Source organism: Streptococcus mitis (assembly GCF_003942775.1).
Classification (GTDB): domain Bacteria; phylum Bacillota; class Bacilli; order Lactobacillales; family Streptococcaceae; genus Streptococcus; species Streptococcus mitis_CN.
Window position 1 is genome coordinate 21,576 of record NZ_RJNX01000007.1, and the last position, 24,413, is coordinate 45,988.

19 protein-coding genes and 1 pseudogene are annotated in these 24,413 nt (G+C 40.8%); 17 read left to right on the plus strand and 3 right to left on the minus strand.

Features of this window, described 5'->3' with window-relative positions:
• Positions 1 to 11 precede the first annotated feature (11 nt).
• From D8848_RS08975 to D8848_RS09045, 15 genes and pseudogenes are all read left to right on the plus strand, one after another.
• Positions 12 to 866, plus strand: a complete 855-nt coding sequence (locus D8848_RS08975) for an ADP-ribosylglycohydrolase family protein (protein ID WP_125443651.1) — start codon at positions 12 to 14, stop codon at positions 864 to 866.
• A gap of 111 nt (positions 867 to 977) precedes the next feature.
• Complete coding sequence (locus D8848_RS08980; protein WP_084926338.1) at positions 978 to 1,859, plus strand: diacylglycerol/lipid kinase family protein; 882 nt, start codon at positions 978 to 980, stop codon at positions 1,857 to 1,859.
• 63 nt (positions 1,860 to 1,922) lie between these two features.
• Entirely contained in the window at positions 1,923 to 2,414 is a 492-nt protein-coding gene (locus D8848_RS08985) for a phosphoribosylanthranilate isomerase (protein WP_125443652.1), read from the plus strand.
• A gap of 173 nt (positions 2,415 to 2,587) precedes the next feature.
• Positions 2,588 to 4,330, plus strand: a complete 1,743-nt coding sequence (locus D8848_RS08990) for a glycoside hydrolase family 13 protein (protein ID WP_125443654.1) — start codon at positions 2,588 to 2,590, stop codon at positions 4,328 to 4,330.
• Positions 4,331 to 4,449: 119 nt separating this feature from the next.
• Complete coding sequence (locus D8848_RS08995; protein WP_000420556.1) at positions 4,450 to 4,761, plus strand: hypothetical protein; 312 nt, start codon at positions 4,450 to 4,452, stop codon at positions 4,759 to 4,761.
• 3 nt (positions 4,762 to 4,764) lie between these two features.
• Positions 4,765 to 5,481, plus strand: a complete 717-nt coding sequence (locus tag D8848_RS09000; protein ID WP_125450665.1) for an alpha/beta hydrolase — start codon at positions 4,765 to 4,767, stop codon at positions 5,479 to 5,481.
• A 1-nt stretch (position 5,482) separates the two neighbouring features.
• Positions 5,483 to 5,599: pseudogene (locus D8848_RS09005) on the plus strand (type II toxin-antitoxin system death-on-curing family toxin); the annotation flags it as partial.
• Between the two features lie 569 nt (positions 5,600 to 6,168).
• Positions 6,169 to 7,629 carry an aminotransferase class I/II-fold pyridoxal phosphate-dependent enzyme gene (locus D8848_RS09010; protein WP_125443661.1) on the plus strand — a complete coding sequence of 487 codons (1,461 nt, stop codon included), beginning with the start codon at positions 6,169 to 6,171 and terminating at the stop codon, positions 7,627 to 7,629.
• Positions 7,630 to 8,490: a polyamine aminopropyltransferase gene (gene speE, locus D8848_RS09015; protein ID WP_000366713.1), complete on the plus strand. Its 861-nt coding sequence runs from the start codon at positions 7,630 to 7,632 to the stop codon at positions 8,488 to 8,490.
• On the plus strand, positions 8,487 to 9,746 hold the full coding sequence (locus D8848_RS09020; RefSeq protein WP_084887971.1) for a saccharopine dehydrogenase family protein: 1,260 nt from the start codon (positions 8,487 to 8,489) through the stop codon (positions 9,744 to 9,746). Before speE ends, D8848_RS09020 begins: the two co-directional genes overlap by 4 nt.
• Positions 9,746 to 10,873: a carboxynorspermidine decarboxylase gene (nspC, locus tag D8848_RS09025; protein WP_125443663.1), complete on the plus strand. Its 1,128-nt coding sequence runs from the start codon at positions 9,746 to 9,748 to the stop codon at positions 10,871 to 10,873. The genes D8848_RS09020 and nspC overlap by 1 nt, the downstream gene beginning before the upstream one ends.
• Complete coding sequence (aguA, locus tag D8848_RS09030; RefSeq protein ID WP_125443665.1) at positions 10,870 to 11,955, plus strand: agmatine deiminase; 1,086 nt, start codon at positions 10,870 to 10,872, stop codon at positions 11,953 to 11,955. Before nspC ends, aguA begins: the two co-directional genes overlap by 4 nt.
• A 9-nt stretch (positions 11,956 to 11,964) precedes the next feature.
• Complete coding sequence (aguB, locus tag D8848_RS09035) at positions 11,965 to 12,840, plus strand: N-carbamoylputrescine amidase (RefSeq protein ID WP_125443667.1); 876 nt, start codon at positions 11,965 to 11,967, stop codon at positions 12,838 to 12,840.
• Positions 12,841 to 13,030: 190 nt separating this feature from the next.
• Positions 13,031 to 13,732, plus strand: coding sequence for a response regulator transcription factor (locus D8848_RS09040; RefSeq protein WP_125443669.1), 702 nt, complete (start codon positions 13,031 to 13,033; stop codon positions 13,730 to 13,732).
• Positions 13,729 to 14,607: a sensor histidine kinase gene (locus D8848_RS09045; protein WP_125443671.1), complete on the plus strand. Its 879-nt coding sequence runs from the start codon at positions 13,729 to 13,731 to the stop codon at positions 14,605 to 14,607. Before D8848_RS09040 ends, D8848_RS09045 begins: the two co-directional genes overlap by 4 nt.
• 38 nt (positions 14,608 to 14,645) lie before the next feature.
• Here the strand turns inward: D8848_RS09045 and D8848_RS09050 are convergent, their stop codons facing one another.
• The 3 genes from D8848_RS09050 to D8848_RS09060 form a co-directional block, all read right to left on the minus strand.
• Complete coding sequence (locus D8848_RS09050; protein ID WP_125443673.1) at positions 14,646 to 15,398, minus strand: ABC-2 family transporter permease; 753 nt, start codon at positions 15,396 to 15,398, stop codon at positions 14,646 to 14,648.
• Positions 15,399 to 15,408: 10 nt separating this feature from the next.
• A complete protein-coding gene (locus tag D8848_RS09055) occupies positions 15,409 to 16,317 on the minus strand; it encodes an ATP-binding cassette domain-containing protein (protein ID WP_125443674.1) in 909 nt (302 codons plus the stop codon).
• A 141-nt stretch (positions 16,318 to 16,458) separates the two neighbouring features.
• Entirely contained in the window at positions 16,459 to 17,268 is an 810-nt protein-coding gene (locus D8848_RS09060; RefSeq protein WP_125443676.1) for a Cof-type HAD-IIB family hydrolase, read from the minus strand.
• Positions 17,269 to 17,385: 117 nt separating this feature from the next.
• Between D8848_RS09060 and rexB the strand changes: the two genes are divergently transcribed.
• Positions 17,386 to 20,661, plus strand: a complete 3,276-nt coding sequence (gene rexB, locus D8848_RS09065; RefSeq protein WP_125443678.1) for an ATP-dependent nuclease subunit B — start codon at positions 17,386 to 17,388, stop codon at positions 20,659 to 20,661.
• Positions 20,658 to 24,308 carry a helicase-exonuclease AddAB subunit AddA gene (addA, locus tag D8848_RS09070; protein WP_125443680.1) on the plus strand — a complete coding sequence of 1,217 codons (3,651 nt, stop codon included), beginning with the start codon at positions 20,658 to 20,660 and terminating at the stop codon, positions 24,306 to 24,308. The genes rexB and addA overlap by 4 nt, the downstream gene beginning before the upstream one ends.
• The last annotated feature ends 105 nt before the right edge of the window (positions 24,309 to 24,413 follow it).

Consider the following 24,413-nt stretch of genomic DNA (forward strand, 5'->3'; position numbering starts at 1 on the left):
GGAGGAAACGGATGCTAGGAGCAATAGTTGGAGACATTGTAGGTTCCGTTTACGAATGGAACAATATCAAAACGAAGGACTTTCCTTTATTTCGTAAGGACTGCTTTTTTACAGATGATACGGTTATGACCTGTGCTGTTGCAGAAGCGATTATGAATGGGGGACAAAAAGACGACTTCATTGACGCGATGAAGAAATATGGCAGATTGTATCCGAATGCTGATTACGGTGCTCGGTTTAATGCATGGCTAAAGAGCGATAACCGTGAGCCTTATAATAGCTTTGGGAATGGATCAGCTATGCGTGTTTCTCCATGTGCTTGGATCATGGACTGTGATGTCTATGCGAGAACCGGAATGTGGTCATCATCTAGAGGACTTGCAAACCTTTCTGCTGAAGTAACTCATAATCATCCAGAAGGTGTCAAAGGTGCTATGGCTACAGCTGATGCTATCTTTCTGTGTCGTTTTTACTTTGGTGGTTATTGTAGAGAATATGAGCAAGCAATTAATGACAATCATACAGAGTGTAAAAGACGGATTAAGGATTATATAGAGCAGACATACGACTACAATCTATCTCAAACTTTAGATGAAATCCGTCCTAACTATCGTTTCAACGAAACATGTCAGGAAACTGTCCCTCAAGCCATTATTGCCTTTCTTGAAAGTACAGATTTCGAAGATGCGATAAGAAATGCCATCTCACTTGGTGGCGACAGTGATACTCTCGCTGCAATCACTGGCAGCATAGCCGAGGCAGCTTATGGTATTCCTGTTTGGATAAAGGATAAGGCCTATTCTTATTTGGATGAAACATTAAAGGATATAGTCATTAGATGGGAAAATAGAATAAAAGCGTATTAATCTCCAGTACGTCATATTTCTGTTTTCTGTATTTTCATTGTATAATAGGATTACATTTACTTGCATACGGCGAAATGTAAACATTTTTATTTAAAATTAAGGAGAACATTAATGAAAAAAGCAATGGTAATTATCAACCCTACCTCTGGTGGGGAAAAGGCTTTGGATTACAAAGAAAAGCTGGAGAATAAAGCAAAAGAATATTTTGAGCACGTAGAAACCAAAATTACCGAAAAAGCTCTGGATGCAACCCATTTTGCTGAAGAAGCTTCTCGTGAGCAGTACGATGCAGTGGTTGTGTTTGGTGGTGATGGGACTGTCAATGAAGTCATTTCGGGTATTGCTGAGAGAGACTACATTCCTAAGTTAGGGATTATCCCAGGCGGTACGGGTAACCTCATTACAAAACTGTTGGAAATCAATCAAGACATCGATGGCGCGATTGATGAACTCGATTTTAACTTAACCAATAAGATTGATATCGGTAAAGCAAATGACAACTATTTTGGTTATATCTTTAGTATCGGTTCACTTCCTGAGGCGATTCACAATGTTGAAATCGAGGACAAGACAAAATTCGGTATTTTAGCCTATGCTGTAAATACCATGAAGTCTGTCATGACGGATCAGGTATTTAACATTAAGGTTGAGACAGAAAATGGAAATTATGTTGGTGAAGCTAGCCATGTTTTGGTTCTCTTGACAAATTACTTCGCTGATAAGAAAATCTTTGAAGAAAACAAAGATGGCTATGCCAATATTTTGATTCTGAAAGATGCGTCTCTATTCTCCAAATTATCCGTCATCCCTGATTTACTAAAAGGAGATGTTGTCGGCAATGATAATATTGAGTATATCAGAGCGCGTAATATTAAAATCTCTTCAGATAGTGAGTTGGAGTCAGACGTTGATGGCGATAAATCGGATAACCTACCTGTAGAAATCAAAGTCCTAGCTCAGCGAGTAGAAGTATTTTCAAAACCGAAAGAGTAGAAGGTAAAAATTAGTTTATTATTCACAACGAAATTAAGTTCTATATCAACGATTGGAGGAGGAATGAATTCTCTATTTGATGAATTTCGAACAATTTGTTCTCATTTAAACCAAGTCGGAATCACACCGACTCTCATGGGGTCCTTGGGGTTTGAATACCGATCAAATGAAGAATGGGGGCCGTCTGACATTGACATTCATGTGCCTGGTGACCCTAGAGGTTGGGAAGCACCCGATCATCTCAGAATTTATGAGTGGGACAAGATAATGAAAGTGATGAAACACTTAGGCTATGCCTTAATAGATATTCATGAGCATGAATTCCAAAAAGATGGTCTGAGTGTTGAATTCGGAAGTATCGATTCTTTACCTGATTTTGCAGGAGTTTCGGAATCGGATATAGAGTTGATTCATCTCGAAAACATCACTTTTCGTCTTCCAAGTTTGGAACAGTTTTTAAGTATTTACAAGGCTTCTTCCCAAGATTCTTATCGAAATGAGCACAATAACAATAAGGATTTTAAAAAGATCGAGTGGCTGGAAAGACATTTGTAAATTATCATATGAAAAGTAGCAAGTTGTAAGACTGGCTGCTTTTTAATTTATAGAACTAAACCACTAGAATCTACGGACAAAGCTTGAAAATAAAATACGAAAGTAGTATACTAGAATTACAACCATGAAAACGTTTGCGTAAAATTTGAATTAAAACTCTAGGAGACAAATTAATGGAATTAAGTGCTATTTACCATAGGCCTGAGTCAGAGTATGCCTATCTTTACAAGGATAAGAAACTTCATATTCGGATTCGAACTAAGAAAGGGGACATTGAAAGCATCAACTTGCACTATGGGGATCCTTTTATCTTTATGGAGGAGTCTTATCAGGATACAAAGGAAATGTTCAAGCTGACTTCTGACGCCATTTTTGATTATTGGCAGGTTGAAGTGTCCGTCGACTTTGCACGTATCCAGTATCTCTTTGAACTCAAGGATACAAAAGGCCAAAGTATTTTGTATGGCGATAAAGGGTGTGTGGAAAATTCTCTAGAAAATCTTCATGCCATTGGAAACGGATTTAAGTTGCCCTATCTTCATGAGATTGATGCCTGCCAGGTTCCTGATTGGGTTTCAAATACGGTATGGTATCAGATATTTCCTGAGAGATTTGCCAATGGAAATGCTCTATTAAATCCAGAAGGGACTTTAGACTGGGATTCATCTATCACACCTCGAAGTGATGATTTCTTTGGTGGTGATTTACAGGGGATTATTGACCATCTGGATTACTTGCAAGACTTGGGTATTACAGGTCTTTATCTCTGTCCCATTTTTCAATCTACGAGCAATCATAAGTACAATACGACGGATTACTTAGAAATTGACCGTCATTTTGGAGACAAGGAAAGCTTTCGGGAACTGGTAGAGCAAGCTCATCAGCGTGGTATGAAAATTATGCTGGATGCGGTATTTAACCATATTGGTTCGCAATCGCCTCAATGGCAAGATGTTATCAAAAATGGTGAGCAATCTGCTTATAAGGATTGGTTCCATATTCAACAATTCCCAGTGACAACTGAAAAGCTAGCAAATAAGAGAGAGTTACCCTATCATGCCTTTGGTTTCGAGGACTATATGCCCAAGCTAAATACAGCCAATCCAGAGGTCAAGGACTATCTCTTAAAGGTTGCGACTTATTGGATTGAAGAGTTTGATATCGATGCTTGGCGTTTGGATGTGGCTAATGAGATTGACCATCAGTTTTGGAAGGATTTTCGCAAGGCAGTTTTAGCTAAAAAGCCTGATCTTTACATCCTGGGAGAAGTCTGGCATACGTCTCAGCCTTGGTTAAATGGAGATGAGTTCCATGCGGTCATGAATTATCCTTTATCTGATAGTATCAAGGACTATTTCTTACGAGGAATTAAGAAGATTGATCAGTTCATCGATGAAATCAATGGTCAGTCTATGTATTACAAACAGCAGATTTCAGAGGTTATGTTTAATCTCTTGGATTCGCATGATACAGAACGAATCTTGTGGACGGCAAATGAAGATGCTCAACTGGTTAAATCAGCCCTAGCCTTTCTCTTTTTACAAAAGGGAACACCCTGCATTTATTACGGAACCGAGTTAGCTTTAACCGGAGGACCAGACCCAGATTGTCGACGTTGTATGCCTTGGGAACGTGTATCAAGTGACAATGATATGCTGAATTTCATGAAGAAATTGATCCAGATTCGCAAACATGCGTCAGCAACCATTCAGCATGGCAAGTATAGTCTCCAAGAAATCAAAGCTGATGTAGTAGCTTTGCAGTGGAAATATGAAGGGCGAATCCTCAAAGCGATTTTCAACCAATCAAAGGAAGATTATCATTTACAAAAAGAAGCAGTAGTCTTAGCAACCAATTACCAAGAATTGGAGAATCAGCTTCTCATCTTTCCAAAAGGATTTGTGATTTTTCATTAAAGATCAATTAAGAGTGACAGGAAAATTGTTGTATAGAGAGCTTTTTACAAACAGACTATTTGTCGTCTTGCTACAATTGGTATATAATTTAACTTAGTAAAAATAGGAGGACTAAACGAATGGAATTAAAAGATTTTACAGAAAAAGAACAGGAAATGATTAAGAAGGGACTTACGACGTCTAAGATTAGTGACAAGGAAACTGCTGAGAAGATTCTTGCTCTAGTACCACAAGACTTGATTAAGCGAATTCCGTTTTTTGTAAGAAAACATGCTACGACACGTACGATTAAACGCATTTCAATTGAACACCCTGAACTCTACGCTGCAGCTCAAACAAGTGGTGAGATTCCAGAAAAAGAACGCGAAGAATTACGTCAGATTATCACGACTATCTTTGAACAAAAGATGAATAAGCATAGTATTAAGTAGAGAATGAAAAAATATTTTATTGGCGGTTTGGGAAGCAATGTCTATCATAGCAAGGATTTTTTTNAAGAACTAAATTCGCAGATTTATTTTNTAAATCCATATGAAAAGCATCTTCGAGATGAAACAGAATTGAAATCATGGTTTAAAAAATCGATAGAAGAGGAAGAATCTATCTGTCTGATAGGCCATTCTCTGGGAGGTGATTTGGCGCGTTATCTTGCATCGGAATTTGACGAAGTGAAGAAACTGATTCTTTTGGATGGTGGCTATCTAGATTTAGATAAGATTTTACCTTTAGATACAGAGTTAGAGGAAGCTAAAAACTATATCGAATCTCAAGTCGTTTCAGACTTATCTCTTCTTATTTCTAAAGAGAAATCTGAAGCAAAGTATTGGTCAGAAAATATGGAGGAAGCTGTAAGACAGTCTTATCACTGGAATGCGGAGTGTAATAGATATGAGTTGACTATCAATTATGAAAATATAAAAGCGATTCTCCGCCTACGAAGAAAAATCCAAGCTTTTAAGAGAGAAGTGGGAGATGCTTTGTTTATCAGTCCTCGCTATCCTAATGAAGATACATGGAGAGAGGAAACTCTAAAAGAATTGCCAGACTATTTTGATACTATTTTTCTAGAGAACTTTGGCCATGAGCTTTATACTGAAGCACCTAGAGCAATCGCTAGTCTGATTAATGAGTGGCTCGCTTATTCTCAATGAGCTACTTGTATTGCTTGAAAAAAAGCATGTTTTTGCCAATGCTAATAAACGAACTGCTTTATTCGTTTTGGTGAAATTTATACAATTAAATGGCTATCGTTTTTCTGTTACCATTAAATAAGCACAAGATTCGTTAAGATACATTTAAAAGAACTAGTGGACTAGTTCTTTTTATATCCGCTTTCACATTATACAACTTATAAAAATATATATAAAATATTATTTTTCCGAACAAAAATAGATATTTTTTCAAAAAAGTACTTTACAGAGTGTTAGAAGTATGTTATAGTAATAAAGCTTAGAAAATGAGATGATGTTTTCTAGCAAATATAAACCCGAGTAAAAAATGCCTACGGACAGGCAGGGTTGAATGCCGAAGCGTGGTTGAAAAACCATATTATTGATAGGGTTAAAAGCCTACTTTTATAAGTTGATGTTAGGACACTTGTCCTAATTCATAAATTTTTAGTGTGGTGAAAGCACACGTCATCTTGTGAAACGATCAATAAAGTACGTAATATTTGCTACTAGAGAGTTAGGAAACATCGGGAACAGACATACTCAACAGAAACAAACATAAAAACGTCAGAAGATTGCAGAGCAGGTGAAATCCTGCTCTTTTTTCATGAGTCAACCTTTAGTTCCTTAGTTTTCATAAGGTCCTAAAAATATTGAAAGGAGTATGTCTTGAAAGAGTTAGATCAAAACCAAGCCCCAATTTATGAGGCCTTGGTGAAGTTACGCAAGAAACGGATTGTTCCCTTTGATGTTCCAGGTCACAAGCGTGGACGAGGAAATCCAGAACTTGTTGAACTACTAGGAGAAAAATGTGTTGGCATTGATGTCAATTCGATGAAACCCTTGGATAATTTAGGCCATCCCATTTCGATTATTCGGGATGCAGAGGAGCTGGCTGCAGATGCTTTTGGAGCTAGCCATGCTTTTCTCATGATTGGAGGAACAACTTCATCGGTACAGACTATGATTCTGGCAACCTGCAAGGCAGGAGATAAGATTATTCTGCCACGAAATGTCCACAAATCTGCTATTAATGCGCTGGTTCTATGTGGTGCTATTCCCATCTATATCGAGATGAGTGTAGATCCTAAGATTGGTATCGCTTTAGGTCTTGAAAATGACCGAGTAGCCAAAGCCATAAAGGACCATCCAGATAGCAAGGCCATTTTGATTAACAATCCTACTTATTACGGCATATGTTCAGATCTAAAGGGTTTGACAGAAATGGCTCATGAAGCTGGCATGATGGTTTTGGTAGATGAGGCCCACGGAGCGCACCTACATTTTACTGATAAACTTCCAATTTCTGCTATGGATGCAGGTGCTGATATGGCAGCAGTTTCCATGCATAAGTCTGGTGGGAGTTTGACACAAAGCTCGCTTCTTTTAATCGGAGAGCAGATGAATCCTGAATACGTTCGTCAGATCATCAACCTGACCCAGTCAACATCTGCCTCTTACTTGTTGATGGCTAGTTTAGATATTTCACGTCGCAACTTGGCCCTTCGTGGTAAAGAGTCGTTTGAGAAGGTCATTGAGCTATCCGAGTACGCCCGACGTGAAATTAATGCTATCGGTGGCTACTATGCCTACTCAAAAGAGTTAATAGATGGTGTGTCAGTATGTGATTTTGATGTAACCAAGCTGTCAGTTTACACTCAGGGTATTGGCTTAACAGGTATCGAGGTTTACGACCTCCTACGAGACGAATACGACATTCAGATTGAGTTTGGTGATATTGGCAATATCTTGGCCTATATTTCGATTGGTGACCGTATCCAAGACATCGAGCGCTTGGTTGGTGCTCTGGCTGATATCAAGAGACTCTATTCACGAGATGGGAAGGACTTGATAGCAGGAGGATATATTCAGCCCGAGTTGGTGTTATCTCCTCAGGAAGCCTTCTATTCAGAGAGAAAAAGTTTGTTTTTAGACGAATCTGTTGGACAGGTCTGTGGGGAATTTGTCATGTGCTATCCTCCAGGGATTCCTATCTTGGCTCCTGGAGAACGCATTACACAAGAAATTGTCGATTATATCCAATTTGCCAAGGAACGTGGTTGTTCCCTCCAAGGGACGGAAGATCCTGAGGTCAATCACATCAACGTCATTAAGAGAAAGGAGAACTAGATGGATTTATGGTTTTCTGAAGTTCATACTCCAGATGTGAAATTGTCCCTGAGAACAGCCAAGCAACTCTACGCTGGTAAAAGTGAATGGCAGGATATCGAGGTATTGGATACGCCAGCTTTTGGAAAGATATTGATTTTAAATGGGCATGTCTTATTCTCGGATGCGGATGATTTCGTCTACAACGAAATGACCGTCCACGTTCCCATGGCTGTCCACCCAAATCCCAAGAAAGTCTTGGTTATTGGGGGTGGTGACGGTGGTGTTGCCCAAGTATTAACCCTCTATCCTGAGCTGGAACAAATCGATATCGTGGAACCAGATGAGATGTTGGTTGAGGTCTGTCGTGAGTATTTCCCAGATTTTGCTGCAGGGCTAGATGATCCTCGTGTTACCATTTACTACCAAAATGGGCTACGCTTTTTGCGAAACTGCGAAGATGATTACGATATCATTATCAACGATGCGACAGATCCATTTGGACATACGGAAGGGCTCTTTACCAAGGAATTTTACGGTAACAGTTACAGAGCCTTGAAAGAAGACGGTATCATGATTTACCAGCATGGGAGTCCCTTCTTTGACGAGGATGAGTCGGCTTGCCGAAGCATGCACCGTAAGGTTAATCAAGCCTTTCCAATCAGTCGAGTCTACCAAGCCCACATCCCAACCAGTCCAGCTGGCTATTGGTTGTTTGGATTTGCATCGAAAAAATACCACCCTGTCAAAGATTTTGACAAAGAAGGCTGGAAAAAACGCCAGCTTTTCACAGAATACTACACTGCAAACTTACACGTGGGAGCCTTTATGTTGCCCAAGTATGTTGAGGACATTTTAGAAGAAGAGGAAGGAAAAAAATGAGTCGTTTACTAGTTATTGGATGTGGGGGAGTTGCCCAAGTTGCTATTTCAAAGATTTGTCAAGATAGCAAAACTTTTACAGAGATTATGATTGCTAGCCGTACTAAGTCAAAATGTGATGACTTGAAAGCGAAGCTAGAAGGTAAAACAACTACAAAGATTGAGACAGCTGCTCTTGATGCTGACAAGGTAGATGAAGTGATTGCCCTGATTGAAAGCTACAAACCAGAAGCTGTTTTGAACGTAGCTTTACCATATCAAGATTTAACAATTATGGACGCTTGTTTGGCAACAGGTGTTCACTATATCGATACAGCCAACTACGAAGCAGAAGACACAGAAGACCCTGAATGGCGTGCCATCTACGAAAAACGTTGTAAGGAACTTGGCTTTACAGCCTACTTTGACTACTCATGGCAGTGGGCTTATCAAGAGAAATTCAAAGAAGCAGGCTTGACCGCTCTGCTTGGTTCTGGTTTTGACCCAGGTGTGACCAGCGTTTTTTCAGCTTACGCCCTTAAACATTATTTTGATGAAATCCACTATATCGACATTTTAGACTGTAATGGTGGTGACCACGGTTATCCGTTTGCAACAAACTTCAACCCAGAAATCAATCTACGCGAGGTTTCTGCTCCAGGTTCTTACTGGGAAGATGGAAAATGGGTCGAAGTGGAAGCTATGTCAATCAAGCGCGAGTATGATTTCCCTCAGGTCGGACAAAAAGACATGTATCTCCTTCATCACGAAGAAATCGAATCATTGGCCAAGAACATTCCAGGGGTCAAACGCATTCGTTTCTTTATGACTTTTGGTCAATCTTACTTGACGCACATGAAATGTCTTGAAAATGTTGGACTCCTTCGTACGGATGCCATTAACTTTAATGGACAAGACATCGTTCCAATCCAATTCTTAAAAGCCTTACTTCCAGATCCTGCAAGCCTTGGTCCACGCACTGTTGGTAAAACCAATATTGGATGTATCTTTACAGGTGTCAAAGATGGTGTTGAAAAGACCATTTACATCTACAATGTTTGTGACCATCAGGAATGTTACGCAGAAGTTGGTTCACAAGCTATTTCTTACACGACAGGAGTTCCAGCCATGATTGGGACAAAATTGGTTATGAACGGAACTTGGAAACAAGCTGGAGTGTATAATCTTGAAGAGTTAGATCCAGATCCATTCATGGAAGCTTTGAATGAGTATGGTTTACCTTGGGTTGTGGTTGAAAATCCACAAATGGTGGACTGATGAAGTTAGAACAAGTACCAACACCAGCTTACGTCATTGACTTGGCAAAGTTAGAAGCCAATTGCCGCATTCTACAATATGTTCAAGAAGAAGCTGGTTGCAAGGTTTTGCTTGCCCAGAAGGCCTATTCCCTCTACAAAACCTATCCCTTGATTAGCCAGTATCTATCTGGCACAACTGCAAGTGGTCTCTATGAAGCTAAGCTCGCTAGAGAAGAGTTCCCGGGGGAAGTTCATGTATTTGCACCAGCTTTCAAGGATGCTGACTTGGAGGAATTGCTTGAGATAACAGACCATATCGTCTTTAACTCAGAGAGACAGTTGCGTAAACATGGGGCTCGTTGTCGGGATGCTGGTATAAGTGTGGGTTTGCGACTTAACCCTCAGTGTTCAACTCAAGGAGATCACGCTCTCTATGATCCCTGCGCACCAGGTTCTCGTTTTGGAGTTACTCTAGACAAGATACCAAGTGATTTGCTGGATTTGGTTGACGGCCTTCATTTTCATACCCTTTGCGAGCAAGGAGCAGATGATTTAGAGACAACTTTGAAAGCTGTAGAAGCGCAGTTTGGTCCCTACTTACATCAAGTCAAATGGCTCAATATGGGGGGAGGACATCACATCACGAGAGAAGGTTACGATGTGGATTTACTGATTTCAGAAATCAAGCGTATCCGAGAAACTTACAATCTTGAAATCTATATCGAGCCGGGTGAAGCCATTGCGCTCAATGCGGGTTATCTAGCAACTGAGGTATTAGATATTGTAGAAAACGGTATGGAAATCTTAGTTTTAGATGCCTCTGCGACCTGCCATATGCCTGACGTACTTGAGATGCCCTATCGTCCACCTTTGAGAAATGGATTTGCTGCTCAGGAAAAACTCCATACCTATAGACTTTCTTCCAATACCTGTCTGACGGGTGATGTGATCGGCGATTATAGTTTTGAAAATCCAGTTCAAATCGGTGATAGACTTTATTTTGAAGACATGGCTATTTACTCATTTGTTAAAAATAATACCTTTAACGGTATTGGATTGCCAAGTCTCTATCTCATGGACGATCAGGGTGACTGTAGCTTAGTCAAAGCCTTCGGATATCAAGATTTTAAAGGGAGATTATCATGATGGACAGTCCAAAAAAATTAGGCTATCGCATGCCAGCAGAGTACGAACCCCATCATGGTACCCTCATGATATGGCCGACTCGACCAGGATCATGGCCTTTTCAAGGAAAAGCTGCTAAAGCAGCATTTAGCCAGATTATAAAAACCATATCAGAAGGGGAAAGAGTCTATCTTTTGGTGGGCCAAGACTACTTAGCTGAAGCCCAAGACTACCTTGGAGATAGCGTTGTTTATTTAGACATTCCCACCAATGATGCCTGGGCGCGTGATACTGGCCCAACCATTCTCCTTAATGATAAAAGGGAAAAGTTGGCAGTCGATTGGTCTTTCAATGCTTGGGGTGGAGCTGTAGATGGTCTCTACCAAAACTATGAAGATGATGATCAAGTAGCCAGTCGTTTTGCTGAGGCCTTGGAAATGCCTGTTTATGATGCTAAACCTTTTGTCCTAGAAGGAGGAGCAATCCATAGCGATGGTCAAGGAACCATTCTCGTGACTGAAAGTTGCTTGCTTAGTCCTGGTCGCAATCCTCATCTTAGTAAAGAAGAAATTGAGAGAAGATTATTGGACTATCTAGGTGCTGAAAAAGTTATCTGGCTTCCTTATGGTATTTATCAGGATGAAACCAATGAACACGTTGATAATGTTGCAGCCTTCGTTGGTCCTGCAGAGCTTGTTTTGGCTTGGACAGATGATCAAAACGATCCTCAGTATGCCATGTCAAAAGCAGATCTGGAACTCTTAGAGCAAGAGACAGATGTAAAAGGGCGTCCCTTCACCATTCATAAACTTCCAATTCCAGCTCTTCATCAAGTTGTAACCAAAGAGGATCTGCCAGGCTACATCTATGAAGAAGGAGAAGAAGAGCGATACGCAGGTGAAAGGCTTGCTGCTTCCTATGTCAATTTCTATATTGCTAACAAGGCAGTCTTGGTTCCCCAGTTTCAAGATGTCAATGACCAAGTGGCCTTAGATATCCTCAGTAAGTGTTTCCCAGACCGTAAAGTTGTCGGAATTCCAGCCAGAGATATTCTCTTAGGTGGTGGCAATATCCACTGTATCACCCAACAAATCCCAGAATAGGAGAAAAAGATGAGAAATGTAAGAGTTGCAGCCATTCAGATGCAATGCGCTAAGGATGTGGCAACAAATATCCAAACCGCAGAGCGTTTAGTACGTCAGGCTGCAGAACAAGGCGCACAAATTATTCTCTTGCCTGAGTTGTTTGAACGTCCCTATTTCTGTCAGGAACGTCAGTATGACTACTACCAGCAGGCCCAGTCGGTGACAGACAATACAGCTATTCAGCATTTTAAAGTGCTTGCTAAGGAACTACAAGTTGTTTTACCAATCAGTTTCTATGAAAAAGATGGCAATGTCTTGTATAACTCTATTGCCGTCATTGATGCAGATGGTGAGGTGCTAGGCGTTTATCGAAAGACCCACATACCAGATGATCATTATTATCAAGAAAAGTTTTATTTCACGCCTGGCAACACAGGTTTCAAGGTCTGGGATACTCGCTATGCCAAGATTGGGATCGGTATCTGTTGGGATCAATGGTTCCCTGAAACAGCCCGCTGTCTTGCATTGAATGGGGCAGAATTGCTCTTTTATCCTACAGCTATCGGTTCAGAGCCAATTTTGGATACAGATAGTTGTGGTCATTGGCAACGTACCATGCAAGGACACGCAGCAGCAAATATTGTTCCAGTTATTGCAGCCAATCGTTATGGATTAGAAGAAGTCACTCCAAATGAGGAAAATGGTGGACAAAGTTCCAGTCTTGACTTTTACGGTTCATCCTTTATAACGGATGAAACAGGAGCTATTCTAGAGCAAGCTGAAAGACAAGGAGAAGCTGTTCTGTTAGCAACTTATGACCTTGATAAGGGAGCAAGCGAACGCCTAAACTGGGGCTTGTTTCGTGATAGAAGACCCGAAATGTATCAACGCATTACGGACTAGTAGGGGAGAAATGAGAGATTCATTCTGCTAGACTAACTTCTTATTAGCAACTATAAGATACTAGGTCATCTAGCAAGTGGATTTTATATTTTAACTCTCTAAGGCTTTCTCGCGCTTTTATGCGAGGAGCTTTTCTGTTTAAGCTTTATCAATAAAACATGCTATAATAGTTGCAGAAAGGTTAGTATTTATGGCTAGGATATTGGTTATTGAAGACAATAGTGACATTCAAGAGATTTTGCGAACACTTCTTACTGAGGAGCATGAGGTGATTCAGGCCTTTTCTGGTACAGAAGGAATCATGCTTTTTGACCAAGGTGGGATTGACCTCGTTTTGCTAGATATCATGCTTCCTGGGAAAAATGGGGATCAGGTTTTAAAAGCCATCAGGGAACAAAGTCAAACTCCAGTCATTATGCTAACAGCTTTGAGCGATAAGAAGTTAATCAGTCAATACCTCTTAGACGGTGCCAATGATTACATAGTCAAACCTTTTGATTTGGACGAAGTCTTTGCAAGAGTTACTGTTCAGTTACGTCAAAGTGCAGAAAAACAGCCTGCAGAAATTGTAAAAACTGAAAATCTGCCACAAAACTTGAAAAATATCCAGTTTGATGCCGAAAGTTTTGAAATCAAAAATAGTCAGGAAACGATTCGTCTTGCCAAGAAAGAATGCTTGATTCTCCAAACTCTCCTCAAACATCCTAAGAAAATTTTCACCAAGGAAGAACTTTATGAATTGGTCTGGGAGGATAGCTACCTACCTGGAGATAATACTCTCAATACGCATTTGAGTAATCTTCGAAAAAAATTAAACCAGCTTGACCCAAATCAAGAATATATTGAAACCATCTGGGGAGTTGGGGTAAGATTAAAAGGAGACAAGCAATGACCTACATGATAATTTTTGTCCTACTAGTACTCCTAATTATTTTATCGATTGCATTGATTCGCTACCATCTAGCACCTAAAAACTTGAGTCAACAGATTGAAGACAAGATTCTCACAGGTAGTATGAAAAGAGTCGGAGTCAGCATTTTTTCCAAACATTTTTTACATCTCTACCAGCAAATTGAAAATCTATTTCAGGAAGTAGAACAATCTCGATTGGTGATGAAAAGGGAAAAACAGACTCTGGATATGGCCATCAGCAATATCGCCCATGATATTCGAACACCTTTGACTATCGCTTCAGGTTACACCCAACAATTGATAAAGTCTCCTGAAAACAAAGCAGAAACCTTACAAAAAATCGCCCAGCATCTTGATTTAGTTTCCAAACGTTTGGAGGCTCTCCTAGAATACCGTCGTTTGATGGAAGGAGCTGTCAAACCGAAACTTGAAGAAGTGGATTTTTCAGCTTTTATTACCAAAAAAACTCTGGCTTATTATGATGTTTTTCAAGCGGCGAATATCACGCTTGATTTTAAGGTTGAAGCTGGTTTAACAACGAGGACTGATGAAGACTTGCTGGATCGAATTTTACAAAATTTGCTTGGAAATGTCCTCAAACATGGCAAGGAAGAAGCGCGGCTATCTTTGAGAAAGGAAAAGGCACAGCTTGTCTTAGAGATTGCAAACCTTGTTAAACAGCCCATCAAAAGAATAGAAAATCTCAGCAACCGTTTTTATTCTGAAAATCTATCAGACACCGAAGAATCCTCTGGTTTAGGCCTTTATATTACTGAAGAATTATGCCATCTTCTCGGTGCAGAGATGAAACTAAGCACAGATGGGCAGTGGTTATCGGTTTTTATTCACTTTTAACGAAATAAACCTCCTCTGTAGGCTAGAGGAGGTCTTTTTTATAGACTTTTCTTTTTGAAAACTGCCAGTCCACTTAGATTAAAGATTACAATAACAGCTAAGGTAACTATAAGGGTATAGAAAATGGATTCACTATTAGCAGTCATAGCATAGGAAAAATGCAAGGATAAATATGGTAAAAAATTGATATTTGGAAAAATGATCATTGGCATAGAAAGGATGATAGAGCTGACCAAATATCCAATAAATACTGCAAGATAAGAATGAGTCAGGTAGAGAATAAAGGAAATAATGGAAAGCCAAGCGAGTAGGCATAGAAATTGAAGGAAAATCATTAAGAGGAGATTGGCAATAAAACCATCAGGCATCGTACCAAGTCCGTTCAGTAGAGTTGAGGGAACAAAAGCAATCACAAGGCTGGCGATGAGTTGTAAGAGAGCGATACTTGCTAGAACAAAGGATTTAGCGAAGAAAAATTCTGTACGAGAAACGCCAACTGTCAAACTATTTTTATAAAGCTTGCCGATTAGATCGACCCCAAGAACTAAACATGTTAGAATAATGCAGAGAAAAACAAGGTTTGAATCATTGCTAGACGCATTGATAAGAGCTTGAATACCGTCCCAACCATGGGTTGGAATTTCTGGTTCTTCTGTCTGGATTGCCATCAGATGGCCTGTAGCCCCGATAGTGGCACCCATTAGCAAGAGGACAAAGAGAATGAATTCTGTAATCCAGAATCCTTTGGAGCGGAAAAGACGGTAAAAGTCTGCTTGAATGGTATGTATCATGATTTTCCTCCTATTGGACCAATTGAGTGAAGTATTCTTCTAGGTTTTGACGGGCATAGTAAATCTCGTCAATGTCAACATCTGCCAAGGTTAATTCCTTAAGAATCTGTTTGACATCTTGTTCATTTCCAAAGATATGGATTTCATTTTCAGGGTTCACTACCTTAAACTGGAGTTGGATTTGTTCTTTCAATACTTGACAAGCTTTCTCTTTATCAGATGTCTTAAGAACAATATAATCCTCACTTAGTGTTTCAAATTCAGCTTTGCTGATTTCGCGGATAATCTTGCCTTGATCTAAAATACCAAAACGATTAGCTAGGAGATAGAGTTCTGACAAGATATGGCTAGAGATGAGAATGGTGATTCCTTTCTCTTGATTGAGGCGTTGAATCATTAGACGAAACTCTTTGATACCTATTGGGTCGAGACCGTTGATAGGTTCATCTAATATCAGGAAGTCTGGTTTAGATAGAAGGGCAATGGCGATACCAAGTCTTTGTTTCATTCCTAGCGAGAAATCACGAAAGACTTTTTTACCTGTATCTGGCAAACCTACATAGTCCAGCGTTTCTCGAATGACTATATCAGCATTTGGAATATGACGAATCATACAGTAATATTTCAAATTTTGGTAGGCTGTTAAGTGATTATGAGCTACAGGCGATTCGATCACTGAACCTACTCGAGATAGAGCCTTGGTCCACTCATTTTCCGAATGGCTAGAAAAGAGGGAAACAGTTCCCTTATCCGCAAATAGTAGTTGCGTAATGATTTTTATCAAGGTGGTTTTCCCAGCTCCGTTCTTCCCGATAAGTCCATAAATATCTCCCTCTCTTATCGTTAGATGAAGATCCTGAAGAATAGCTTGTTTGGCAAAGTTTTTGGACAATCCATGAATGTCGAGTACTGTTTTCATGATTCTCTCCTTTTGATTTATTTTGATAACTTTAGTATAAAGCATAGAAATCAAAGAAAGCTCAAGCATTTCTAAAGAGTTTCTAAAGTTTTAGGAATTCTTAAATATCAAAACCCAGTTGACACGAACTGGGCTTCTTAATTATAAAATATATTTCTCAATCGCACGCGCAACGCCGTCTTCTTCGTTGCTGGCTGTAACATCATCAGCTAGGGATTTGACATAATCGCTGGCATTTCCCATTGCAACACCAAGCCCAGCAAACTGGAGCATTTCGATATCGTTATTGGCATCGCCCATAGCCATGATTTCTGCGGAATCAATCTTCAAAATCTCTGCTAGTCGTGAAAGAGCAGTGGCCTTTGTCGTTCCAAGTGGCATGGCTTCATAAATGACAGGCTGCGAACGAACTCCGCTAAATCGTTGGCAGAGTTCTGTAGCAAAACGCTGCTCAAAATCGTCTGTTTGTTCTTTTGTTCCTAAAAACATACCTTGGAACATGCGGTACTTGCCACTAGTCGCTTCCTCAAGAGAAATTTCAGTCAGGTCTGAAAAGACTAGTTTAGCATCATTTTGGATGACTTGATTGGGCTTGCCACCGAGGACAAAATAATGCTCCTCATCAAAAAGAGTCAACTGAACATCGCTTTTTTCAGCAAGCTCGTAGAGATATTCAATGTCAGCTGGACTGAGTTCTTGCCAGTCAACTAGCCCCCAATCACTTGTCTGGTGAGTTGAACAACCGTTGTTAACAATCACATACTCATTCTGGAGGTCAAGCCCCAGTTTTTTGTAGTAGGGGAGGACACCGAAAAGCGGGCGCCCCGTACAGAGAACCAGTTTGACACCTTTTTCAATAGCTTTGTGAATAGCAGTAATATGAGCTTGTGGGATTTCCTTGGCTTCATTGAGGAGGGTTCCGTCCATATCCAAGGCCAATAGTTTAATCATAAGACTTCCTTCTTTATCTTTTGGAATTATTATAGCATATTTTGGAGGAAAGGAGGAGGAATCTTCGGGCTAATCATGGTATAATAAAAGGTAATGAAAAATTCTAACGAGGCTGAGATGAAATTACTTTATACAGATATTCGGACTTCTTTGACAGAAATTCTAACCAGGAAAGCTGAAGAGCTAGTTGCTGTGGGCAAGCGGGTCTTCTACATCGCTCCCAACTCCCTTTCTTTTGAAAAGGAGCGCACCGTGCTAGAATGCTTGCCCCAGCAGGCTTCTTTTGCGATTACTGTCACGCGCTTTGCTCAAATGGCTCGTTACCTGGTCTTGAATGATTTGCCGGCTAAGACAAGTCTAGATGACATCGGTCTTGGGATGGCTTTTTATAAGTGCCTTGCGGAACTAGACCCCAAGGACTTGCGTGTTTATGGAGCTATCAAGCAGGATCCTCAATTTATCCAGCAGTTGATAGAGCTTTACCACGAGATGACCAAGGCTCAGATGAGTTTTTTGGACTTGGAGAGTTTGACGGATGAGGACAAGAGGGCCGATTTACTCTTGATTTTTGAGAAAGTAACGGCTTATCTCAATCAAGGCCAGTTGGCTCAAGGAAGTCAGTTATCCCATTTGATTGAGGCTATTGAGAATGACAAAGTTAGTAGTGATTTTACTCAAATCGCCTTGGTTATTGATGGATTTACCCGTTTTTCTGCTGAGGAAGAACGGATTGTAGACTTACTTCACGGCAAGGGTGTTGAGATTGTCATTGGAGCTTATGCTAGTAAGAAAGCTTATACCAGTCCATTCGCTGAAGGCAATCTCTATCAGGCCAGTGTGGAGTTTCTCCATCATCTAGCCTCTAAATACCAAACACCTGCTCAGGATTATTCTCAAACTCATGAGAAGATGGATAGTTTTGACAAGGCCTCTCGTTTGCTGGAGTCTTCTTATGACTTTTCAGAACTCACATTGGATGTCGATGAGAAGGACCGTGAAAACTTACAAATCTGGTCTTGTTTGACGCAAAAAGAAGAGTTGGAGTTGGTGGCCCGTAGCATCCGTCAGAAATTACACGAGAACTCAAATCTGAGTTACAAGCATTTTCGTATTCTCTTGGGCGATGTAGCTTCTTATCAGTTATCGCTGAAAACCATTTTTGACCAGTATCAGATTCCTTTCTATCTAGGCAAAAGCGAATCCATGGCTCATCATCCCTTGACACAGTTTGTCGAGTCTATTTTAGCTTTGAAACGCTATCGTTTCCGACAGGAAGATGTGATTAATCTTCTTAGAACTGGCTTGTATACTGACCTCAATCAGGCTGATATTGATTCTTTTGAGCAATATATACGCTATCTTGGTATCAATGGCTTGCCAGCCTTTCAGCAAACCTTCACCAAATCCCACCATGGAAAGTTTGATTTAGGGCATTTAAATGCTCTTCGTCTGCGTATTTTAACACCTCTTGAAACCCTCTTTGCCAGTCGAAAACAAAAGACTGAAAATCTCCTACAAAAATGGAATGTCTTTCTAAAAGAGGGAGCGGTGACCAAGCAGTTGCAAGATTTGACAGCCACTATGGAAGCTGTAGAACAGGAAAGACAAGCCGAAGTTTGGAAGGCTTTCTGTCATGTTTTAGAACAATTTGCGACTGTTTTTGCTGGTTCACAGGTTAGTCTAGATGACTTCCTAGCCTTGCTCCATTCTGGAATGAGTCTATCTCAATACCGTACTATTCCAGCGACAGTGGGCACCGTTCTGGTGCAGAGTTACGATTTGATTGCGCCCTTAACAGCTGACTTTGTCTATGCCATTGGTCTGACTCAGGATAATTTGCCAAAAATTGCTCAAAACACCAGTCTTTTGACAGACGAAGAAAGACAAAATTTAAACCAAACGACTGAAGAGGGAGCGCAATTGCTGATTGCCAGCAGTGAAAACCTCAAGAAAAATCGCTACACTATGCTTTCCTTGGTTAATTCTGCTCGTAAAGAGTTAATCTTGTCGGCTCCAAGCCTTTTTAACGAAAGTGAAAGCAAGGAATCTGCCTATCTTCAAGAGCTGATCCATTTGGGATTTAGTCGAAAAGAGAGGAGGATGAATCACAAAGGGCTGTCTAAGGAAGATATGGGGTCCTATCACAGTCTTTTGTCCAGTCTGGTTGCCTATCACCAGCAGGGCGAGACGAGTGAGACTGAGCAAGATTTGACCTTTGTCAAGGTTCTGGCGCGTGTCATGGGTAAAAAACTAGACCAGCAAGGTCTGGAAAATCCAGCCCTCCCAACCAGTCCAAGCAGTAAGCAGTTGGCTAAGGACACCTTACAGGCTCTCTATCCTGCTGAACAGGAATTTTACCTGTCTACCTCTGGTTTGACGGAGTTTTATCGCAATGAATACAGTTATTTTCTTCGCTACGTTTTAGGCTTGCAGGAGGAATTGCGCCTGCGTCCAGATGCTCGTAGTCATGGGAATTTCTTACACCGCATTTTTGAACGCGCCTTGCAGTTACCTAACGAAGATTCCTTTGACCACCGTCTAGAACAAGCTATTCAAGAAACCAGTCAAGAACGCGAATTTGAAGCCATTTATCAGGAAAGTTTGGAAGCCCAGTTTACCAAGGAAGTTCTACTTGATGTTGCACGGACGACTGGACATATTCTCCGACACAATCCAGCCATCGAAACCATTAAAGAAGAGGCAAATTTTGGTGGAAAAGAGCAGGCCTTTATTCAATTGGATAATGGACGTAGTGTCTTTGTACGAGGCAAGGTTGACCGGATTGACCGTTTAAAAGCTGATGGAGCAATTGGAGTGGTAGACTACAAATCCAGTCTGACTCAGTTCCAGTTTCCTCATTTCTTTAATGGGCTTAATTCTCAGTTGCCAACTTATCTAGCTGCCTTAAAAAGAGAAGGGGAGCAGAACTTTTTCGGCGCTATGTACTTGGAAATGGCTGAACCTGTTCAATCTCTGATGGCCGTTAAAAGTCTGGCAGGTGCAGTAGTAGAAGCCAGCAAGTCTATGAAATACCAAGGACTCTTTTTAGAAAAAGAAAGCAGTCATTTGGGCGAATTTTACAATAAAAACAAGTCTAATCAGCTGACAGATGAGGAATTCCAGCTCCTACTGGATTACAATGCCCAACTTTATAAAAAAGCGGCTGAGAAGATTTTAGCAGGCCAGTTCGCCATTAACCCTTATACTGAAAATGGCAGAAGTATTGCACCGTATGTTCAGCAACATCAAGCCATCACAGGATTTGAAGCCAATTACCACTTGGGTCAAGCCCGTTTCTTAGAGAAGTTAGACCTAGCTGATGGTAAGCGTCTGGTTGGAGAAAAACTCAAGCAAGCTTGGTTTGAAAAAATAAGAGAGGAGTTGAATCGATGAAGCCTATTCCCTTTTTAACTGAGAAGGAAATTCAAAAACTGCAAGAAGCAGAAGCGCATTCGAGCAAGGAACAAAAGAAAACTGCCGAACAAATCGAAGCCATCTACACTTCTGGTCAGAATATCCTGGTCTCAGCATCGGCTGGTTCTGGTAAGACTTTTGTCATGGCCGAGCGTATTCTGGACCAATTAGCGCGTGGAGTGGAAATCAGTCAACTCTTTATCTCAACCTTTACTGTTAAGGCTGCGACTGAACTTAAAGAACGTTTAGAGAAAAAAATCAGCCAACAAATCCAAGAAACAGATGATATCGAGCTCAAACAACACTTGGGCCGCCAGTTGGCAGACCTACCCAACGCAGCCATCGGAACCATGGACTCTTTCACACAAAAATTCCTTGGCAAACATGGCTATCTGATTGATATTGCGCCTAATTTCCGTATTTTACAAAACCAAAGCGAACAACTCCTTCTAAAAAACGAAGTATTTCATGAGGTATTTGAAGCCCATTACCAAGGTAAACAGAAAGAGCCCTTTAGCCATTTGCTGAAAAATTTTGCAGGGCGTGGCAAGGATGAACGTGGTCTGCGCCAGCAGGTCTATAAAATCTATGACTTCCTCCAATCCACCAGCAATCCTCAGAAATGGCTGAGCGAGTCTTTCCTCAAAGGCTTTGAAAAAGCTGATTTTACCAGTGAAAAAGAAAAACTGACTGAGCAGATCAAACAAGCCATTTGGGATTTGGAAAGCTTTTTCCGTTATCATCTGGATAATGATGCCAAGGAGTTTCCAAAGGCTGCTTATCTAGAAAATGTTCAGTTAGTTCTGGATGAAATTGGCTCATTGAATCAGGAGTCCGATAGTCAGGCTTATCAAGCAGTGCTTGCGCGTGTTGTCGCAATTTCGAAAGAGAAAAATGGTCGGGCTCTGACAAATGCCAGTCGTAAGGCTGATTTGAAGCCACTGGTCGATGCCTACAACGAAGAGAGAAAGGCAAAGTTTGCTAAACTAGGACAACTGTCAGACCAGATAACCATTCTCGACTATCAAGAACGTTATCATGGAGATACCTGGGAGCTAGCTATAACCTTCCAGTCTTTCATGAGTGATTTTGTAGAAGCTTATCGTCAGAGAAAACGACAGGAAAATGCCTTTGAATTCGCTGATATCAGCCATTACACCATTGAGATTTTAGAGAAATTCCCGCAAGTTCGTGAAGCTTATCAGGAACGTTTCCACGAAGTCATGGTCGATGAGTATCAGGATACCAACCACATTCAAGAACGAATGCTGGAATTACTTTCTAATGGACACAATCGTTTTATGGTGGGAGATATCAAGCAGTCCATCTACCGTTTCCGTCAGGCAGACCCGCAGATTTTCAATGAAAAATTCCAACGTTATGCGCAAAATCCCCAAGAAGGCAAGCTCATTCTCCTCAAGGAAAATTTCCGAAGTAGTTCAGAAGTGCTGTCAGCAACCAATGATGTCTTTGAACGTCTCATGGACCAAGAGGTCGGCGAAATCAACTATGATAACATGCACCAGCTTGTTTTTGCCAATACCAAGCCGACTCCTAATCCAGACAACAAGGCAGAATTTCTTCTCTACGACAAGGACGATACAGGTGAGGAAGACGAGAGTCAAACAGAAACGAAACTAACAGGCGAAATGCGCTTAGTTATCAAGGAAATCCTTAAACTCCATAAGGAACAAGGTGTTGCCTTTAAAGAAATCGCCCTTCTGACCTCCAGTCGCAGTCGTAATGACCAGATTCTTCTCGCCCTGTCTGAGTACGGGATTCCTGTTAAAACCGACGGAGAGCAAAACAATTATCTCCAATCCCTAGAAGTGCAAGTCATGCTAGACACTCTTCGTGTCATTCATAATCCCCTGCAAGACTATGCCTTGGTTGCCCTTATGAAGTCTCCAATGTTTGGCTTTGATGAGGACGAGTTAGCACGTTTATCTCTTCAGAAAGCGGAGGATAAAGTCCAAGAAAATCTCTATGAGAAACTGGTCAATGCACAAAAAATGGTAAGTAGCCAAAAAGTCTTGATTCACTCAGCTCTAGCTGAGAAACTAAAGCAATTCATGGATATCTTGGTTTCTTGGCGCCTGTATGCCAAAACCCACTCCCTATATGACTTGATTTGGAAGATTTATAACGACCGTTTTTATTATGATTATGTGGGGGCTTTACCAAATGGTCTTGCTAGACAGGCTAATCTCTATGCACTAGCTCTGCGTGCTGATCAATTTGAAAAGAGCAATTTCAAAGGCTTGTCGCGTTTTATTGGTATGATTAACCAAGTTTTAGAAGCTCAGCACGATTTGGCAAGCGTGGCTGTCGCACCGCCAAAAGATGCAGTAGAGCTCATTACCATCCACAAAAGTAAAGGGCTAGAGTTTCCTTACGTCTTTATCCTCAATATGGATCAAGATTTCAACAAGCAAGACAGCATGTCAGAGGTCATTCTCAGTCGTAAAAATGGACTAGGTGTCAAGTATATTGCCAAGATGGAGACAGGAGCAGTGGAAGCCTACTACCCTAAAACCATCAAACTCTCCATTCCTAGTCTGACCTATAGACAGAACGAAGAAGAATTACAGCTGGCAAGCTACTCAGAGCAGATGCGTCTGCTGTATGTTGCCATGACGAGGGCTGAGAAAAAGCTCTATCTTGTCGGCAAGGGTTCTCGTGAAAAGCTGGAAGGCAAAGAATTTCCTGCAGCTAAAAATGGAAAACTAAACAGCAACACTAGACTTCAAGCCAAGAATTTCCAAGATTGGCTTTGGGCTATCAGTAAAGTATTTGCCAAGGATCATCTCAACTTTAGCTATCGTTTTGTTGGTGAAGATCAGCTAACTAGAGAAGCTATCGGAGAGTTGGAAAACAAGAGCCCTCTCCAAGATAGCTCTCAAGCAGACAATCGTCAGTCAGAAACCATCAAAGAAGCTCTTGAAATGCTGAAAGAGGTAGAAGTCTATAATACTCTTCACCGCGCAGCTATTGAATTGCCAAGTGTTCAAACCCCAAGTCAAATCAAGAAATTCTACGAACCAGTTATGGATATGGAAGGTGTCGAGATTGCAGGTCAAGGTCAGTCAGTAGACAAGAAAATCAGCTTTGATTTGCCAGATTTTTCAACCAAAAAAAAGGTAACAGGAGCTGAGATTGGTAGTGCTACCCACGAACTCATGCAGAGAATTGACCTCAGTCAGCAACCAACACTTGCTAGCCTGACAGAAACTCTCAAACAAGTTCAAACCAGCCCAGCTGTTAGGGACAAGATTAACCTTGCTAAAATTCTTGCATTCTTTGACACAGCACTCGGTCAGGAAATTCTCGCTAATACCGACCATCTTTATCGCGAGCAACCTTTCTCCATGCTCAAACGAGACCAAAAGAGTCAGGAATACTTTGTTGTCCGTGGAATCTTGGACGGCTATCTGCTTTATGAGGACAGAATTGTTCTGTTCGACTACAAGACAGACCGCTATGATGAACCAAGTCAACTCATAGACCGTTATCGTGGTCAGTTAGCCCTATACGGAGAGGCTTTATCTCGAGCCTATTCGATTGAAAATATTGAGAAATACTTGATTTTACTAGGTAAAGACGAAGTTCAAGTTGTAAAAGTATAATTTATACTCTTCGAAAATCTCTTCAAACTACGTCAGCTTCAACTTGCCGTAGGTATGGTTACTGACTTCGTCAGTTCTATCCACAACCTCAAAACTGTGTTTTGA

Excerpts from the sequence above, each read along its gene's own strand:
- D8848_RS09045 (WP_125443671.1), top strand. The coding sequence starts at position 13,729 with ATGACCTACATGATAATTTTTGTCCTACTAGTACTCCTAATTATTTTA.
- nspC (WP_125443663.1), top strand. The coding sequence starts at position 9,746 with ATGAAGTTAGAACAAGTACCAACACCAGCTTACGTCATTGACTTGGCA.
- D8848_RS08995 (WP_000420556.1), top strand. The coding sequence starts at position 4,450 with ATGGAATTAAAAGATTTTACAGAAAAAGAACAGGAAATGATTAAGAAG.
- D8848_RS09050 (WP_125443673.1), bottom strand. The coding sequence starts at position 15,398 with ATGATACATACCATTCAAGCAGACTTTTACCGTCTTTTCCGCTCCAAA.
- D8848_RS09040 (WP_125443669.1), top strand. The coding sequence starts at position 13,031 with ATGGCTAGGATATTGGTTATTGAAGACAATAGTGACATTCAAGAGATT.
- D8848_RS09060 (WP_125443676.1), bottom strand. The coding sequence starts at position 17,268 with ATGATTAAACTATTGGCCTTGGATATGGACGGAACCCTCCTCAATGAA.
- addA (WP_125443680.1), top strand. The coding sequence starts at position 20,658 with ATGAAGCCTATTCCCTTTTTAACTGAGAAGGAAATTCAAAAACTGCAA.
- speE (WP_000366713.1), top strand. The coding sequence starts at position 7,630 with ATGGATTTATGGTTTTCTGAAGTTCATACTCCAGATGTGAAATTGTCC.
- D8848_RS08980 (WP_084926338.1), top strand. The coding sequence starts at position 978 with ATGAAAAAAGCAATGGTAATTATCAACCCTACCTCTGGTGGGGAAAAG.
- aguA (WP_125443665.1), top strand. The coding sequence starts at position 10,870 with ATGATGGACAGTCCAAAAAAATTAGGCTATCGCATGCCAGCAGAGTAC.
- D8848_RS09055 (WP_125443674.1), bottom strand. The coding sequence starts at position 16,317 with ATGAAAACAGTACTCGACATTCATGGATTGTCCAAAAACTTTGCCAAA.
- D8848_RS08975 (WP_125443651.1), top strand. The coding sequence starts at position 12 with ATGCTAGGAGCAATAGTTGGAGACATTGTAGGTTCCGTTTACGAATGG.
- D8848_RS08990 (WP_125443654.1), top strand. The coding sequence starts at position 2,588 with ATGGAATTAAGTGCTATTTACCATAGGCCTGAGTCAGAGTATGCCTAT.
- aguB (WP_125443667.1), top strand. The coding sequence starts at position 11,965 with ATGAGAAATGTAAGAGTTGCAGCCATTCAGATGCAATGCGCTAAGGAT.
- D8848_RS08985 (WP_125443652.1), top strand. The coding sequence starts at position 1,923 with ATGAATTCTCTATTTGATGAATTTCGAACAATTTGTTCTCATTTAAAC.
- D8848_RS09020 (WP_084887971.1), top strand. The coding sequence starts at position 8,487 with ATGAGTCGTTTACTAGTTATTGGATGTGGGGGAGTTGCCCAAGTTGCT.
- rexB (WP_125443678.1), top strand. The coding sequence starts at position 17,386 with ATGAAATTACTTTATACAGATATTCGGACTTCTTTGACAGAAATTCTA.